Origin of the sequence: Massilia sp. IC2-477 (assembly GCF_020707265.1) — a bacterium.
Lineage (GTDB): Bacteria > Pseudomonadota > Gammaproteobacteria > Burkholderiales > Burkholderiaceae_D > Telluria.
In genome coordinates this window covers 37,083-50,561 of sequence record NZ_JAJFEQ010000017.1, presented here as the reverse complement: position 1 = coordinate 50,561, position 13,479 = coordinate 37,083, and the positions used below count along the sequence as shown (strand labels likewise).

Genomic DNA, 13,479 nt, shown 5'->3' with positions numbered 1-13,479 from the left:
CGCTTGCGACGCTTGTGCTATCCTCGCGCGTTTCTTAAATTCAATAGACACCCGCACCACGCGGGTGCAAGAACCGACGCTCCATGACTACGACCCTCTTCGGCATCCCCAACTGCGACACCGTCAAGAAAGCCCGCACCTGGCTGGCGGAGAACGGCCACGATTTCACGTTCCATGACTTCAAGAAACAGGGATTGACGCGCGAGCTGGTCGCCGGCTGGCTCGAGCAGCTCGACTGGGAGACCCTGGTCAACCGCAAGGGCACGACCTGGCGCAATCTGAGCGACGAACGCAAGGCGCTGGTAGCAGACAAGGCCAGCGCGCTCGAGCTGATGCTGGAAAACCCGTCCGTCATCAAGCGGCCGGTATTGCAGGGTGTGGGCCCGGTGTCGGTCGGCTTCTCGGCCGACGCCTATGCCGCCAAGTTCAAGGACGCTGCATGAAACCATCGCGTACCCTGCTGCTCACCGAAGAGCTGATCGCCCTCGATTCCATCACCCCGCACGACAAGGGCTGCCAGCAGCGTCTGAAGGAACTGCTGGCGCCACTGGGTTTCATCTGCGAGACCATCGAATCGAACGGCGTCACCAACCTGTGGGCGCGCAAGGGCACGACCTCGCCGGTGTTCGTGTTTGCCGGCCACACCGACGTGGTGCCTTCCGGTCCGGAGCATCAATGGGCATCGAGCCCCTTCACCCCCACCCGCCGTGACGGCAAGCTGTACGGCCGCGGCGCCTCGGACATGAAGACCTCGATCGCGGCCATGGTGGTCGCCTGCGAGGAATTCATCGCCGCCCACCCGGACCATAAAGGGTCGATCGCCTTCCTCATCACCAGCGACGAGGAAGGCCCGGCGGTCGACGGCACCGTGGTGGTGTGCGAACGCCTGGAAGAACGCGGCGAGACCCTCGACTATTGCGTCGTCGGCGAACCGACCTCGAGCCACGTGCTGGGCGACATGATCAAGAACGGTCGGCGCGGCTCACTGTCCGGCCACCTGGTCATCAAGGGCATCCAGGGCCACATCGCCTATCCGCACCTGGCGCGCAACCCGATCCACCAGGCCGCGCCTGCGCTGGCGGAACTGGCGGCCGAAGTCTGGGACGAAGGCAACGAATACTACCTGCCTACCAGCTGGCAGATCTCGAACATCCAGTCCGGCACCGGCGCCACCAACGTGATTCCGGGCCACCTCACGCTCGACTTCAACTTCCGCTTCTCGACCGCCAGCACTGCCGACGGCCTGGAAGCGCGGGTGCACGCCATCCTCGACCGCCACGGCCTGGATTACGAACTGCAGTGGACCCTGTCGGGCCAGCCCTTCCTGACCCCGAAAGGCCTGCTCTCGGACACGCTGTGCAGCGCGATCTTCGACGAGCTGGGCGTGCAGACCGAACTGTCGACCACCGGCGGGACCTCGGACGGCCGCTTCATCGCCCGCATCTGCCCGCAGGTGATAGAATTCGGGCCTCCGAACGCCAGCATCCACAAGATCGACGAACACATCGAGCTGCGCTACATCGATCCCCTCAAGAACATCTACCGCCGCACGCTGGAACAGCTGCTGGCCCAGTAACAGAACACTCCGGGAGAAGGCCATGACCAACACCACTTTCAGCACGCCGCGCGACCTGCTGCGCTATGCGATCACCCGCTTCAACGGGGCCAAGCTGTTCTTCGGCCACGGCAGCGCCGAAGCCTTCGACGAAGCGGCCTACCTGGTCCTGCATACCCTCAAGCTGCCGCTGGACCGCCTCGATCCCTTCCTGGACGCCAGGCTGCTGCCCGAGGAAGTGATCCAGGTGATGGAAGTGATCGAACGCCGCGTCACCGAGCGCGTCCCGGCTGCCTACATCACCAAGGAAGCCTGGCTGGGCGAATACCGCTTCTACGTCGACGAGCGCGTGCTGGTGCCGCGTTCCTTCATCGCCGAACTGATCCCGCAGACTTTCGCACCCTGGGTGCAGGATCCGGACGCCGTGGAAAACGTGCTGGAACTGTGCACCGGCAGCGGCTGCCTGGCGATCATGATGGCGGACGCCTTCCCGAACGCCGTGGTCGACGCGGTCGACATCTCGAAGGACGCGCTGGCCGTGGCTGAGCACAACATCCGCGAATACAAGCTTGGCGGCCGCGTGAACCCGATCGAGTCGGACCTTTACGAGCACGTGCCGTTCAAGCGCTATGACCTGATCGTGACCAACCCGCCCTACGTGAACAGCGTCTCGATGGGCAAGCTGCCGCCGGAATACCTGCGCGAGCCGCAGATCGCCCTGGCCGGCGGCGAGGACGGCATGGACCTTGTGCGCAAGATCGTGGAAGGCGCGGCCGAACGCCTGACGCCGGAAGGCATCCTGGTGGTCGAGATCGGCAACGAACGCGACTACGCGGAAGCCGCCTTCGGCCACCTCGGCCTGACCTGGCTCACCACCAGCGCCGGCGACGACGCCGTGTTCCTGCTGACCGCCGAACAACTTCAATCGCAGTAATCCGTAGGGTGGTCGGCTTGTCCGACCGCGCGTTCGACAACATCGCGCGCAGCCACAGCGCATCCGCAAGTTGAACGCGCGGTCGGCGGAGCCGACCACCCTACCCAACATCAGAAACCCGCAATGATCCGCTTCCAGAACGTCAGCCTGATGCGCGGCACCAAGCCGCTGCTCGAAGACGCCGACCTTACCCTCAACCCGGGCGACAAGATCGGCCTGATCGGCGCCAACGGCGCCGGCAAATCGAGCCTGTTTGCCATGCTGCGGAACGAATTGCACCCCGACCAGGGAGCGATCGACTTCCCCGCCAAGTGGCGCATGGCCTACGTCGCGCAGGAGACCCCGGCGCTGGACCGTCCGGCGCTGGAATATGCCATCGACGGCGACGCCAACCTGCGCCGCCTGCAGGCCGAGCTGGACGAACTGGAAGCGCACCCGGATGCCGACGCCCACGGCATGCGCCTGGGCGAGCTGCACAGCGCATTGGCCGATGCCGATGCCTACACCGTGCAGTCGCGCGGCGAGCAGCTGCTGCTGGGTCTTGGTTTCTCGCTGGAGCAGATGCAGCAGCCGGTGGCGAGCTTCTCGGGCGGCTGGCGCATGCGCCTGAACCTGGCGCAGGCGCTGATGTGCCCTTCCGATTTATTGCTGCTGGACGAGCCGACCAACCACCTGGACCTGGACGCGATCATCTGGCTGGAGGATTGGCTCAAACGTTATCCGGGCACCCTGATCATCATCTCGCACGACCGCGACTTCCTCGACGAGATCGTGAACGTCATCGTGCACATCGACGAGCGCAAGCTGAAGCGCTACAGCGGCAACTACAGCGGTTTCGAGCGCCAGCGCGCGGCAGCCCTGGTGCTGGCCGCAGCGGCCTTTGAAAAGCAGCAGCGCCAGCGCGCTCACCTGCAGTCTTTCGTCGACCGCTTCAAGGCCAAGGCCACCAAGGCGCGCCAGGCCCAGAGCCGCATGAAGGCGCTGGCCAAGATGGAAGAACTGGCGCCGCTGCGCGCCGCCGCCGAATTCTCCTTCGAGTTCCGCGAGCCGCTGTCCGCCCCGAATCCGCTGCTGGTGCTGGAAGACGTCGATGCCGGCTACCCGCTGCTGGACGAGCATGGCGACAAGGTCGGCGGCAAGCCGATCGTCAAGCGGGTGAACTTCTCGCTCCAGATCGGCCAGCGCATTGGCCTGCTGGGCGTGAACGGCGCCGGTAAGTCCACCCTGATCAAGACCGTCGCCGGCGACTTGACGCCGCTGGAGGGCACGGCTACCCTGGGCAAGGGCCTGTCGATCGGCTACTTTGCCCAGCACCAGGTCGAGATGCTGCGCCACGACGAGTCGCCGCTGTGGCACCTGCTGAAGATCGCGCCCAACGTGCGCGAGCAGGAGCTGCGCAACTTCCTCGGCGGCTTCAACTTCCCGGGCGATATGGTGACCAGCCCGATCGCGCCCTTCTCGGGCGGCGAGAAGGCGCGCCTGGCGCTGGCCCTGATCGTGTGGCAGCGCCCGAACCTGCTGCTGCTGGACGAACCGACCAACCACCTCGACCTCGAGACGCGCGAGGCGCTGACCATGGCGCTGGCGCAGTTCGAGGGGACCGTGGTACTGGTCTCCCACGATCGCCACCTGCTGCGCGCGACCACCGACGAATTCATCATCGTCGCCGACGGCAAGCTGCAGCCGTTTGATGGCGACCTGGACGACTACAAGGAGTGGCTGTTCCAGACCAAGCTCGGCAAGGGCACCGCTACCTTGCCCCTGCCTTCCGCCTCGAAGGAGAGCAAGGCCGCCACGCCGGTCGCAGCCCCGGTCGACCGCAAGGAACAAAAGAAGCTGGAAGCGGAAGAGCGCCAGCGCCTGGCCGCGCTGCGCAAACCCCTCGAGAACCGCGTCAAGCGCCTGGAAGAGCAGATGGCCAAGCTGAACGCGAAGAAGGCGGACATCGACGCCCGGCTGCTGGAGCCGAGCATCTACGAGGCGGAAAACAAGGAACAGCTCAAGACCCTGGTGGCCGACCAGGCCTTTGCCTCGCGCGACCTGGAGCAGCTGGAGTCGGAATGGCTGGAGCTGCAGGAGCAGCTCGAAGGGCTGGCCGCCTAAGGCATCACGCCACCTGGCGCGGCTCGGCGGGCGCCAGCGACATCAGGCGCTCGATGTCGAGCAGGATCAGGCGCCGGCCCTTGGCCAGTCCGAGGCCGATCAGGTAGTCGGCCTCGCCCCTGGCGCCGGGCAGCGGCGCCACCTGGTCCGGGCGCAGGCGCACCACCCCGGTCACGCGTTCCACCACCACCCCCACCACCCCGGCCGCCACCCGCACGATGACCACGTCGGTGTCCGGTGCGGGCAGCGACAGACCGGGCGCGAACGCGGCCCGCAAGTCCATCACCGGCATGATCACCCCGCGCGACAGCGCCACCCCGCCGATGATCTCGCCGTCGCTGGAAAAACGCTCGAGCGAGCGATAGACCTTCAGTTCCTGCACCGCGGCGTAATCGAGTCCGTATTCGACGCCGCCCAGGGTGAAACACAGATACTGCCGGGCGGTGGGGAGCTGGGAGAGTGGCTGGGACATGGTGGTTCCTTTCATCGGCACCATCTATCCTAAGGGCGAGCTCCCCGCGAACGGTTGACTGTAGTCAACTGTTACACGGTGCAATGCAGGTCTGCACCGTCCTTGTCCCGATGCTCGTCCTGTCCGACGGCCAGCAGGGCCCGCGTGACCGCACGGTCGTCCCGCACGGCGCGCAGCACGACGTACGCCAGCGCCATCAGGAACAGCGCGGTGGCGACCGCAGCCAGCCAGGAGCCGCCCAGCAGCAGGCTGCCGATCACGAACAGCGGGCCGAACAGGAAGAAATCCAGGACTTGGATCAGGAGTGCGCTCCAGGTGAGCTGCCTGAAGACCACGGACGAAGCCAGGTCGCGGCTGCCCAACACGATGCTCCAGTCGCCCGGTTTGCCGAAGGCGACGGCATACGTGGATCCGGCCCGGGGGACCACGCGGTTGCCCAGGTTGACGCCATACTGCGGGTGGCCCTGCGAGCGGAAACTGAAGTCGCCGCGCGCGGCCTGGACGTCGAACACCTCGTCGAAGTAAATCCGCTCGATATACATATGCTATCTCCAGATTGGACACCTGCTGACTGTACGCCAGGCCGGGCACGCCATGCTTCGGTTTTCTGGAAGCGTCCGGCCGGAGTCAGGAGCGCAGCATGGCCACCAGCGGCGCATCGTTCGGGTTGACCAGCAACTTGCCCAGCTGCGCGCGCGGCACCAGCGACACCGCCTGGCTCTCCCAGCCCATGTCGGAGGGGCAGCCGCCCACGCGCCGGCCCAGGTAGTAGCGGGTCCGGCTGCGGCTGCGCGTGAGGTCGGCCAGGAAGCCGGTCAAGACTACCCGCAGGCCGCTCTCTTCCCAGGCTTCGCGAATTGCCGTGGCCGGTAGCGGCATGCCCGCATCCACCGTCCCCTTCGGGAAGGTGGCCGGATAGCCGCCGAAGGCGTTCGAGGGGTGCACCACCCAGATCCGCCCGTCGTCCTCGAGGATGACGACACCCGCCGCCACCCGCTTGCCCGGCGCCGGCACGAAGGGCGGCTCCTCGAAGCCTTGCTGGCCCGCCAGCCGCGCCCAGCCGGCATCCATGCGCGGGGCCGCGCGCCAGGGCTGGAAGGCGATGCCGTTCAGGCTTGCGGGCAGCGGGCCGGCGGGCAGCACGGTGGCCGTGCGGGCCGGGTCGGTCCAGCTGTCGAGACTTGTGGCCTGGCTGGGAGCATGGAGGGCCAGGCGCTCGCCGTGTTCGTCGGGTTTCGGGTGAAAGCTTGTCATCCCGGCATTCTACGGCAGCTGTCCGCTCACGCGAGCAAGGCCAGGAGCTCGTGGATGTCGACCGGTTTCACCAGGTGCTGGTCGAAGCCCGCCGCCAGCGCGGCCTCGCGGTCCTGGGCCCGCCCGTAACCGGTGACGGCCACCAGCAGTGCGCCGCGCATCTGCGGCAGCGCGCGCAGCCGGCGTGCCAGCTCGTTGCCGTCCATGACCGGCAGGCCGATGTCGAGGATGCAGGCGTCGGGCGCGCGCTCCGCACCCTCGACGTAGTCGAGCGCGCTGTGCGAATGGTGCTCGATGTGCACCTGGTGGCCCGCCCCTTCCAGCATCATCCCCAGCAGCTCGGCCGCATCGACATTGTCGTCGACCACCAGCACGCGGCGCCCGCCGCCCGCCGCCGCCAGGCCCTGCGGGCTGCTGTCCTCGTCCTGCGCGCGCGCCGCCGCCGGCATGCGCGGCAGCGACACGGTGAAGCGGCTGCCCTGCCCCGGCCCCTCGCTGTGCACCGCCACCGTGCCGCGGTGCAGCTCGACCAGGCTCTTGACCAGGGCCAGGCCGATCCCGAGTCCGCCCTGCGAGCGGTCCGAGGTGCGCTCGGCCTGGGTGAACAGGCCGAACACGCCGCGCTGCACGTCCTGCGTCATGCCGATGCCGTTGTCGATCACCTCGAGCAGCACGCGCCCGTCCTCGACCTCCATCCGCACCACGATGCGGCCGCCGTCCGGCGTGTACTTGGCGGCGTTGTTCAGCAGGTTGGCCAGCACCTGCACCAGGCGCTTGCGGTCGCCCTCGACGGTCGCGTCGTCCGGCGCCAGGTGCACCTCGAGCCGGTGGCGGCGCGCTTCGACCAGCGGGCGCACCTGCTCCACCGCGTCGGCCACGGCCAGCCGGGCGTCGACCGGGGCGCAGTCGAGCGCCACCAGCCCGCGCGTCACCCGCGAGACGTCCAGCAGGTCGTTGATCAGGCTCGTCATGTGGCCGACCTGGCGCGCCACGATGGCGCTGGTGCGGCGCACGCCCTCGGCGTCCAGGCGCCCCAGCGCCAGCAGTTCGGCCGCCGCGCCGATCGGCGCCAGCGGGTTGCGCAGCTCGTGCGCCAGCATGGCCAGGAACTCGTCCTTGCGCTGGGCTTCCAGGCGCAGTTGCTCCTGGGCGTTGCGGCGCCTGGTGATGTCGCGGAAGAAGATCGCCAGCCCGCCGTCGAGCGCAGGATACACCCGCACATCCATCCACAGATGTCCACCGTGAGGCAGCGGATAGGCGTATTCGACGCTGCCGGCCACGCGCGTCGCCATGACACCGCGACAGATGCGCTCGATGTCGCTGCCGACCGCCTCCGGGAAGGCCTCCCAATGGTCATGCCCGACAATCTGGTCCGCCTCGCGCTGGATCATCTGCAGCCCGGTGGCGTTCATGCGCGTCACCTTCCAGGAGGGGTCGATCAGGCCGAAACCTTCGGTCATGGTGTCGAAGATGTATTGGGACTGGTCGCGCTCAGAACGGAGCGCGGCCTGGGCCGCGGCGGTTTCGACTGCGGCCCAGGTGCGCTCCGCCATGTCGCGCGCCATATGCACCTCGTCCTCGGTCCAGACGCGCGGCACATCGCTGTGCATGCTCAGCACGATGCGCAGCGCCCCGGCCTTCAGCAGCGGCAGGGTCAGGTGCGCGCGCACGCCGATCGCTTCATACGCGGCCAGGTCGGCGCGCGTGCGCGGATCCTGGGCTGCGTCGGCCACCATGACGTCGCGGCCGTCCCGCAGTTCCCCTGCGATGTCCTGCCCGAACGCACCAAGGGTGGTGACGATGCCCGCGACACTGGCCACGCCGGCGCGGCACCAGTCGCGCCGCACGGTGACGGCGCCACCCGGCTCGGATACCTCGGCGAACAGCACGCGCGCCAGGCCCAGCGTCTCGCCCAGCGCCGCGCTGGCGACGCCGACGATCTCCTCGACGCCGGCCAGCTGCCGCAGGCTGTCGCCCAGGGTCAGCTGGAAAGCCTGCTGGCGCTCGATGAGCGTCAGCTGCTCCACCTGCCGTTCGACCATGCGGCGCGCCAGGTGCTGCTCGGTGACGTCGGTGCCGACCGCGAAGATACCGGCGACTTCGCCGTCCTCGCGGATCGGCTGGTAGATCACGTTGATATAGCGCCGTTCCAATTCGCCGGCCGCGACGCGACGCACCTGGATCGGAATGTCGTAGGCCAGGTATTCCCTGCCCGTTGCATACACCGTATCGAGTACTTCGAACAGGCGTTGGTCCGCCAGCTCGGCCAGCGCCTCGCGCACCGAGCGGCCGATGTAGTCGCGCGGCCCGAGCATCTCGACCATGGCCTCGTTGACGAACTCGAACACGTGCAAAGGGCCTTTCAGCACCGCCATGAAGCTCGGCGCCTTGAGGAACAAGGACTCCAGCCGCGCGACATCGGCTTGCAGGTGCAGATTCGCTTCATAGGCATGGCGGGCGCGGTCGATCAGGCCGGCCTGTTTTGCAAGCATCGCCGCCTGCTCCCCTTCGACGGCTCCGGCCTGCTGGCGCAACAGCTGGACCTCGGTGACATCGATCGGGTTCTGCAGCACCATCTCGACTTCGCCCGATGGGCCAAGTACGGGCGTATGGTTAATGGTCCAGTAGCGCGTCTCGAAGCCGCCGCCCTCCTGCTCCGGACGGGGAATGTCGAAACGCAGCAGTGCCATGGTGTCCGGCTGGCCGGTGTCCAGCACCCGTTGGAAGGAAGCGACCGCCTGTCGCAGGGTGTCCCGGTCGGTCGGGAAGGCATCCCAGGCCCAGCGTCCGACGATGTCGTCGAGTGTGCGGCGGGTGGAGGCCAGGTAGGCCCGATTGGCCGTGACGATGTGCAGCTTCCGGTCGAGAACCAGGTAAAAATTCGGCGATGCGTCGAACAGTGCGCGGAAACTGGGGTCGGAAAGGTCCATGGCCGGTCGAAATGATGGAGGCAGTAGCCATTCTACCGAGGTCTATTCCCGCATGGTTCCCTTACCTTGTGGCACTAACATGCGCCCCTGCATTGATTCATCGGGGCTTCTATGACAAGATCGGCGAAGCTACCTGACCGAACGACAATATGAACAAGACGCCCGGTTCCGCCCCCATCACTCTTGCGCTCGACAACGTCCTGCTCGACATGCGGCCACGCCGGCTTGCCGGGTGGCGCCGCCCACTGGTCGAGTTCCTGTACTTCGGTTTCAAGAACGCGCGCGCCTGCCTGTTCGTCGGCCTGTTCTTCGCCGCCATGATGCTCACCCCGCGCGGCGGCGTGTTCGGCGTGCCGCGCTACGACCTGTTGCTGCTGGTGGCGCTGGCAATCCAGCTGTGGATGGTGCGCTCGGGACTGGAGACGATGGACGAACTCAAGGCGATCTGCCTGTTCCACGCGATCGGCTTCGCGCTCGAGGCCTTCAAGGTCTCGGGCGCGATCCAGTCGTGGAGCTATCCGGATTTTGCCTACACAAAGGTGATCGGCGTGCCGCTATTCTCGGGCTTCATGTACGCCGCCATCGGCAGCTATATCGTGCAGGCCTGGCGCCTGTTCGACCTGCGCATCCGCCACCATCCGCCGCACTGGATGGCGTGGACGATCGCGATCCTGATCTACCTGAACTTCTTCACCCACCACTACATCGGCGACTACCGCTGGTACCTGGCCGCCTGCGCGCTCGGCTTGTACTCGCGCACCACGGTGGTGTTCCGGCCGCTCGACCGCGACCGCAAGATGCCGCTGCTGCTCTCCTTCGTACTGATCGGCTTCTTCATCTGGCTGGCCGAGAACATCGGCACCTTCTGGGGCGTGTGGCGCTATCCGAACCAGCTGGGCGCCTGGTCGGTCGTGCACGTCAGCAAGTGGAGTTCGTGGTCGCTGCTGGTCATCATGACCTTCACCATCGTGGCGAACCTCAAGCACATCAAGCAAAAGATCCACGTCGCGCGCGCCTAGCGCCACATTTGCAGTGTGCAGGCTATCATGGCGCCAGCACGCTTGCGTCCGCTTGATTGAAGGAACCGCCATGAAGCCGCTCTTCCTTGCCCTCCTGGTATCCGCCCTGCTGCCGGCGCTGCCGCTGCACGCCACCGGCTACCAGAGCGAACGGGCGATCGCGGCCGGCGAGGTCGATGTCGAGGCCATGCTGGCCGGGCTGGAACGCCAGCGCGCCCGCGCCATCCTGCAGCGCGACGTCGCCACCCTGCTGCACCTGATGGACCGCCAGTACCACCACATCGACAGCCGCGGCCGGGTGCGCAGCAAGACCGAGCTGATGACGGCGCTGGAGCGCGACGCCTTCCGCTTTCGAGTGTACGAGATCGAATCGAACGAGGTGCAACTGCTCGACGGCGGAACCACGGCCCTGTCCACCGGCATCTTCCGCTCGCAGCAAGTTGGCGCCTCCGCCAGGCCCTTCCGCGGGCGTTACGTGCATGTCTGGGTGCGCCAGCCGGACGGCTGGAAGAACAGCTTCCACCAGGCCACCGCGATCAGGCCGGCGCAGGACAGCTGTTCCTGCGACTAGGCTGCGGGCGGATCCGACGCGGCCGCGGCGGCGTCCAGGGTCGACCAGCTGAAGCTGCCCGTGCTGCCGGCAAACAGCAGCTCGGCGCCGCTGGCGTCGCGCAGCCGCGCCTTGATCTCGCGCGGCGGCAGGTTGTGGATGCTGCTGCGTTCGGCCGCCGCGGTATCCGGCTCGACGTTCAGCGCGCGCACCGTGACGTCGCCGCTGACCTGCCCGATCGACACGCTCACCGCGCCGCTGTGCTCCGCACGCTGCTTTTCCAGGCGCGCCAGCAAGGCCGTGCCGGATTGCTGCTCGGCTTCGATATTCTTGATGTCCTGCGACAGCTGCGACATCTGCTTGAGCGCCGGCGCGGCGCTCGCCGTCAGCTTCTTGAAGGCCGGCTGCTGCTCGGGCGTGAGCACCAGTTCGCCCTTGCGCACGCGCCCCGCCAGCTTCACGTAGCTGGCCACCTCGGGCTGCGCCGCCAGCGCCGCCATTGCAGCGCGGCGCTGCTCGACCAGCTGGCCGAACTGGCCGACGCGCTCGTGGATCATCCCGATCGCCGCGTCGATGCGGGTGCAGTCGGGACGCAGCACGAAGACCCGCATCTCGCTGTGCCCACGCGGCGCGGCGCACTCGATGGCGATGCGCTTGGCGGCGATGGCGCAGCCTTCGGCCTGGCCGAGTTCGACCACGTCGGCGATGATGTCGCAGTTGACCGCCGCTTCCACCTTGACCCGGGTACCGGAGATGGTGCAGTTCTCGGCGCGCTGCAGGCTCACCTCGCCGTTCGCGCTCTGGATGGTGGCGCTTGAAGCGACACCGGCCACGATGATGGGGCCGTCGGCATTGCGCGCGCTGCCGCCGATCAGGTTGCGGTTCAGGCGCACCACGCCGCCGCGCGAGACCACGTTGCCGAACACGTCGGCATGCACGGTGATGCTCTCGCCCTCGACCACGCGGTTTTCCTGGACCTCGCCGAACTCCTCGTAATCGCCCTCGAGCTGCAGGTTGCCGGTGGTCCTGGCGCTGACGCCGTCGTGGCTGACGATCTTGTCGCCCACCGACAGCCGGTTGCCTTCGACGTTCAGGAAACCATCCTGGATCGCGGTCACGAACTCGCCCTCGGCGATGCGGTCGACGACGGTCCCGGGACCGCTCCACTCGTTCAGCTCGAGGTCGGCGGGAATCTCCGGCGCCAGCGCGATGCCGGAGAGGTCGAAGCCGGGCTCGCCCTGCACGCGCGGGAGCTTCTGCAGCAGGCGCACGCCGCGCTGGACCTGCGGGAAGCGGTTCTGGAAGCTCATCAGGTCGAGCTTGCCGTTGGCGAGCTGGCGCGGGGCGTCGCTGCGGTGCAATTCGTTCGATACCTCGACCACGCTCGCATCCTGGCCGGGACGCGGCGGCAGCCGGCGCGCGACCGTCATGCGGCCGGCGGCATTTGACGTGATCGCGCCCGTCACCGCCTCGACATCGATGCCGAAGCGGATGCCCTTCATCCACATGTCGGCGATGAATTCATCGATGTCGAGCCGGGTCGGCTGCTCGACGCCTTCGGCGTCCAGCAGGAACACGGGCTCGAAATAGTATTCGGCCTGGCCGTCGGCGATCTTCACCGCGCGGTACAGGCTGCGGCGCACGGGATCGAAAGGCTGGATGTCATCGGCCAGGCGCACCACGGTCTCGCCGCGCGCATTGCGCGGCAGCTCGGGACCATGGCCGAACAAGGCCTTGATCATGACCGGGTAGTCGAGTCCGACGAAGTACTGGTTCCTGAGCAGGATGCTGTCCACCGCCGCCACCAGCGCGGGACCGAGGGCCGCAGCGTCGCAATACACGCCGTCGGGCTGGCGAACGATGGGGCCATCGGCGCCGGGCGCGACAGCACGTGCCGGCGGCGTCGGCGCAGCGCTGGGTACGACGGAGTTGGACACGGCACACTCTCCCGATTAATCAGTGTGCATTAAGATAGCATGTTGCGCCACGCAAATAAACATATGGCAACAAGATTTCTTTAAAGAAACCTAGTTCGGGGAAGCAGGGTGTCAACGACAACGGCGCCCGCAGGCGCCGTCGATGTGGTGTGAGGCTCGCCGGGCTCAGCGGCGGCGTGCGTTCGGGTACAGGTCCACGCCCGCCTCGTTGATCTGGCGGCGCAGGTCGCGGCGCTCGTCGGGCGTCATGCGGCCGCCGCGGCGGTTTTCCTCGCGCTGCTGTCGCTCGATACGAGTCTGTTCGTCACGGCGCATGGCTTCCTCGCGCATCTGCATCTCGTAGGCGCGCTGGTCGTAGCGCGGCTCCTGCGCACGGCTGTCGAAACGCTCGCGCATCGATTGCTGCTGCATCTCGTCGCGACGCGGACCACGATCCTGTCCGGCTGCCATGGCACCGGCGGCGGTGCAGGCCAGCATGCATGCCACGACACCGTGCCTGACGAAACGCGCCAGCCGGTCGTTTACTGCCTGGTTTTTGGTAAGCACGTTGTTCATGGTGTCCCTCTTCCGTGATGCCATATAAACAGATAAGCTGTGATTTCCACTTGCCGCCAGTGTATGTGCATACCGTCCGGGGAGTAAGACCGATTGGGTAAAGTTTGTAACACAATGTAATGGCTGAGCCATCAGAACGAGATGTTCAACTAATAAGACGTTACCATAGC

At 66.9% G+C, this 13,479-nt stretch carries 12 protein-coding genes; 6 read left to right on the top strand and 6 right to left on the bottom strand.

Annotation, left to right across the window (positions count from 1 at the left end; all coding sequences use genetic code 11):
• Positions 1–83 precede the first annotated feature (83 nt).
• From LK542_RS23530 to LK542_RS23515, 4 genes are all read left to right on the top strand, one after another.
• Positions 84–443, top strand: a complete 360-nt coding sequence (locus LK542_RS23530) for an ArsC family reductase (RefSeq protein ID WP_227813815.1) — start codon at positions 84–86, stop codon at positions 441–443.
• Entirely contained in the window at positions 440–1,576 is a 1,137-nt protein-coding gene (gene dapE, locus LK542_RS23525) for a succinyl-diaminopimelate desuccinylase (protein ID WP_227813814.1), read from the top strand. Before LK542_RS23530 ends, dapE begins: the two co-directional genes overlap by 4 nt.
• A 22-nt stretch (positions 1,577–1,598) precedes the next feature.
• Positions 1,599–2,489, top strand: a complete 891-nt coding sequence (gene prmB / locus LK542_RS23520; protein ID WP_227813813.1) for a 50S ribosomal protein L3 N(5)-glutamine methyltransferase — start codon at positions 1,599–1,601, stop codon at positions 2,487–2,489.
• Positions 2,490–2,612: 123 nt separating this feature from the next.
• Positions 2,613–4,592, top strand: a complete 1,980-nt coding sequence (locus tag LK542_RS23515) for an ATP-binding cassette domain-containing protein (protein ID WP_227803408.1) — start codon at positions 2,613–2,615, stop codon at positions 4,590–4,592.
• A 4-nt stretch (positions 4,593–4,596) separates the two neighbouring features.
• On the opposite strand, the gene LK542_RS23510 is transcribed toward LK542_RS23515, so the two are convergent.
• The 4 genes from LK542_RS23510 to LK542_RS23495 form a co-directional block, all read right to left on the bottom strand.
• Complete coding sequence (locus LK542_RS23510; protein ID WP_227803409.1) at positions 4,597–5,064, bottom strand: chemotaxis protein CheW; 468 nt, start codon at positions 5,062–5,064, stop codon at positions 4,597–4,599.
• Between the two features lie 71 nt (positions 5,065–5,135).
• Positions 5,136–5,606 carry a hypothetical protein gene (locus LK542_RS23505; RefSeq protein ID WP_227813812.1) on the bottom strand — a complete coding sequence of 157 codons (471 nt, stop codon included), beginning with the start codon at positions 5,604–5,606 and terminating at the stop codon, positions 5,136–5,138.
• 85 nt (positions 5,607–5,691) lie between these two features.
• A complete protein-coding gene (locus tag LK542_RS23500; RefSeq protein ID WP_227813811.1) occupies positions 5,692–6,318 on the bottom strand; it encodes an NUDIX hydrolase in 627 nt (208 codons plus the stop codon).
• A gap of 26 nt (positions 6,319–6,344) precedes the next feature.
• Entirely contained in the window at positions 6,345–9,248 is a 2,904-nt protein-coding gene (locus LK542_RS23495; RefSeq protein ID WP_227813810.1) for a PAS domain-containing protein, read from the bottom strand.
• A 209-nt stretch (positions 9,249–9,457) separates the two neighbouring features.
• On the opposite strand from LK542_RS23495, the gene LK542_RS23490 reads away from it, so the two are divergent.
• Both LK542_RS23490 and LK542_RS23485 read left to right on the top strand, forming a co-directional pair.
• Positions 9,458–10,267 (top strand): DUF817 domain-containing protein, encoded by an 810-nt coding sequence (locus LK542_RS23490; protein WP_227813837.1) that lies wholly within the window; start codon positions 9,458–9,460, stop codon positions 10,265–10,267.
• 70 nt (positions 10,268–10,337) lie between these two features.
• A complete protein-coding gene (locus LK542_RS23485; RefSeq protein ID WP_227813809.1) occupies positions 10,338–10,838 on the top strand; it encodes a nuclear transport factor 2 family protein in 501 nt (166 codons plus the stop codon).
• On the opposite strand, the gene LK542_RS23480 is transcribed toward LK542_RS23485, so the two are convergent.
• Entirely contained in the window at positions 10,835–12,754 is a 1,920-nt protein-coding gene (locus LK542_RS23480) for a flagellar assembly protein A (RefSeq protein WP_227813808.1), read from the bottom strand. The genes LK542_RS23485 and LK542_RS23480 overlap by 4 nt on opposite strands.
• 165 nt (positions 12,755–12,919) lie before the next feature.
• Positions 12,920–13,309 (bottom strand): hypothetical protein, encoded by a 390-nt coding sequence (locus tag LK542_RS23475; protein WP_227803415.1) that lies wholly within the window; start codon positions 13,307–13,309, stop codon positions 12,920–12,922.
• Between the last annotated feature and the right edge of the window lie 170 nt (positions 13,310–13,479).

Excerpts from the sequence above, each read along its gene's own strand:
- LK542_RS23530 (WP_227813815.1), top strand. The coding sequence starts at position 84 with ATGACTACGACCCTCTTCGGCATCCCCAACTGCGACACCGTCAAGAAA.
- dapE (WP_227813814.1), top strand. The coding sequence starts at position 440 with ATGAAACCATCGCGTACCCTGCTGCTCACCGAAGAGCTGATCGCCCTC.
- prmB (WP_227813813.1), top strand. The coding sequence starts at position 1,599 with ATGACCAACACCACTTTCAGCACGCCGCGCGACCTGCTGCGCTATGCG.
- LK542_RS23515 (WP_227803408.1), top strand. The coding sequence starts at position 2,613 with ATGATCCGCTTCCAGAACGTCAGCCTGATGCGCGGCACCAAGCCGCTG.
- LK542_RS23510 (WP_227803409.1), bottom strand. The coding sequence starts at position 5,064 with ATGTCCCAGCCACTCTCCCAGCTCCCCACCGCCCGGCAGTATCTGTGT.
- LK542_RS23505 (WP_227813812.1), bottom strand. The coding sequence starts at position 5,606 with ATGTATATCGAGCGGATTTACTTCGACGAGGTGTTCGACGTCCAGGCC.
- LK542_RS23500 (WP_227813811.1), bottom strand. The coding sequence starts at position 6,318 with ATGACAAGCTTTCACCCGAAACCCGACGAACACGGCGAGCGCCTGGCC.
- LK542_RS23495 (WP_227813810.1), bottom strand. The coding sequence starts at position 9,248 with ATGGACCTTTCCGACCCCAGTTTCCGCGCACTGTTCGACGCATCGCCG.
- LK542_RS23490 (WP_227813837.1), top strand. The coding sequence starts at position 9,458 with ATGCGGCCACGCCGGCTTGCCGGGTGGCGCCGCCCACTGGTCGAGTTC.
- LK542_RS23485 (WP_227813809.1), top strand. The coding sequence starts at position 10,338 with ATGAAGCCGCTCTTCCTTGCCCTCCTGGTATCCGCCCTGCTGCCGGCG.
- LK542_RS23475 (WP_227803415.1), bottom strand. The coding sequence starts at position 13,309 with ATGAACAACGTGCTTACCAAAAACCAGGCAGTAAACGACCGGCTGGCG.